The organism is Oleiphilus sp. HI0066 (assembly GCF_001635725.1).
The window spans coordinates 1-1,204 of the sequence record NZ_LWFH01001317.1 but is presented as its reverse complement, the minus strand read 5'-3'; the positions used below and the strand labels follow the sequence as shown (position 1 = coordinate 1,204).

Genomic DNA, 1,204 nt, shown 5'->3' with positions numbered 1-1,204 from the left:
TTCGCTTCTGGGAAATCTAAGTCTGAAAGAGCGGTTGGAGACACCCATTGCAAAGGCTGGCCTTCACACCCACGCGCATCTCCTTCAAAGCCATCAACATTCCAAACATCGAGGAAAACGTGCTTTTCGCTATAGTCGTGACGAATTTGAATTAAAGGAGAGATATCAGACCTGATATCTATTCCAAGCTCTTCGTTTAATTCTCGCTTAAGAGCTTGTTGAACCGTCTCGTAAGATTCGACTTTCCCGCCGGGAAATTCCCAGAGGCCGCCTTGATGAGCATCGTCAGCACGCTTACTGATCAAGATATTAGCACCGTGCTTTGAGGGTTGCCGAATTACCGCAACCGCGACATGAACACGTTTAGTGCCCGACATACCTTAGGTTCTATATTCCGCGTTGATAGTGACGTATTGATGAGACAAGTCAGTTGTCCATACTGTCTCATTAACTATTCCTCGGTTCAGAACAAGTCTGATAAGAATCTCTTCTTCATCCATGATCGCTTGTCCTTTCTCTTCAGAATAACTCTGAGCACGCCCCCCATTCTCAACCAACATTACGTCACCCAAATAAATCTGGACCTTATCAAGATCCAAGTTATCAATAGGCGCACGTCCTAACGCGGCCAAAATACGTCCCCAGTTTGGATCACTCGCAAACAGGGCGGTTTTAACGAGAGGAGAATGAGCAATGGTATAGGCTAAATCGAGAGCTTCATTAGCACTGTTCGCCTGCTCAACCTGAATAGTGACAAACTTAGTAGCACCTTCGCCATCGCGAACAATCGCGTGAGCAAGTTCAAGATAGATATCTGACAAAGCAGTTTTGAAGGATACGTAATCAGCATCGTTTTTTGATATTTCAACATCCATCGCTTGGCCAGTCGCAATCAACATACAAGCATCATTTGTCGAAGTATCACCATCAATAGTAATGCGATTGAAAGACCGATCCGCCAACTCAGAAGAAAGTTCGTTTAAGAGATCTTGCGGAAGCTTAGCGTCTGTCGAGATAAAACAAAGCATCGTCGCCATATTCGGCTTAATCATGCCAGCGCCTTTGCTAATACCGTTAATGGTCACGGTTTTGCCAGCATATTCTAGCTGAACAGAAGCGCCTTTTGGGCGCGTATCTGTTGTCATAATGCCAAGGCCTGCATCATGCCAAGCCTTATCATTCAAAGCGTTTTTTAATGATGGCG

2 protein-coding genes are annotated in these 1,204 nt (G+C 45.2%); both read right to left on the bottom strand.

The features are described 5' to 3' along the window. Window positions 1-377: NUDIX domain-containing protein (locus A3738_RS19400; protein WP_156504347.1), on the bottom strand; the 377-nt coding region annotated here is incomplete at its 3' end. A 3-nt stretch (window positions 378-380) separates the two neighbouring features. Beyond that, a partial coding sequence (argJ, locus tag A3738_RS19395) for a bifunctional glutamate N-acetyltransferase/amino-acid acetyltransferase ArgJ (protein ID WP_068763793.1) occupies window positions 381-1,204 on the bottom strand: 824 nt, incomplete at its 5' end.